The following is a 930-nucleotide window of genomic DNA, read 5'->3' as shown; positions in this document are numbered from 1 at the left end:
TCCAGGGTGATGTGATCCTGTGGGCGGTGCGCTGGTATTGTCGCTATCCGATCAGCTATCGCGACCTTGAGGAAATGCTGGCGGAACGCGGCATTTCGGTCGACCATACGACGATCTATCGCTGGGTCCAGTGCTACGCCCCGGAGATGGAGAAGCGGCTGCGCTGGTTCTGGCGGCGTGGCTTTGATCCGAGCTGGCGCCTGGATGAAACCTACGTCAAGGTGCGGGGCAAGTGGACCTACCTGTACCGGGCAGTCGACAAGCGGGGCGACACGATCGATTTCTACCTGTCGCCGACCCGCAGCGCCAAGGCAGCGAAGCGGTTCCTGGGCAAGGCCCTGCGAGGCCTGAAGCACTGGGAAAAGCCTGCCACGCTCAATACCGACAAAGCGCCGAGCTATGGTGCAGCGATCACCGAATTGAAGCGCGAAGGAAAGCTGGACCGGGAGACGGCCCACCGGCAGGTGAAGTATCTCAATAACGTGATCGAGGCCGATCACGGAAAGCTCAAGATACTGATCAAGCCGGTGCGCGGTTTCAAATCGATCCCCACGGCCTATGCCACGATCAAGGGATTCGAAGTCATGCGAGCCCTGCGCAAAGGACAGGCTCGCCCCTGGTGCCTGCAGCCCGGCATCAGGGGCGAGGTGCGCCTTGTGGAGAGAGCTTTTGGCATTGGGCCCTCGGCGCTGACGGAGGCCATGGGCATGCTCAACCACCATTTCGCAGCAGCCGCCTGATCGGCGCAGAGCGACAGCCTACCTCTGACTGCCGCCAATCTTTGCAACAGAGCCTCCGTCGCCATGCTCACCTCGCTTTGGTGCACACGAGTATTGAGCATAGTCGAGATTGGTGCAGATCACTTCTGATATTGAACTGTCAGGAGCTGGCTGCACAACAGCCATTACGCCCAATCAACTGGTGCAGTCG

At 60.1% G+C, this 930-nt stretch carries 1 protein-coding gene; it reads left to right on the top strand.

The window, feature by feature from the left end; genetic code table 11:
• A partial coding sequence (locus ACOTX3_RS26105; RefSeq protein WP_116972370.1) for an IS6-like element IS6100 family transposase occupies positions 1-740 on the top strand: 740 nt, incomplete at its 5' end.
• Positions 741-930 lie beyond the last annotated feature (190 nt).

This window comes from Enterobacter cloacae complex sp. IR5384 (genome assembly GCF_049237265.1).
Taxonomy (GTDB): domain Bacteria; phylum Pseudomonadota; class Gammaproteobacteria; order Enterobacterales; family Enterobacteriaceae; genus Enterobacter; species Enterobacter cloacae.
This window is presented reverse-complemented; position numbering and strand designations above follow the sequence as displayed.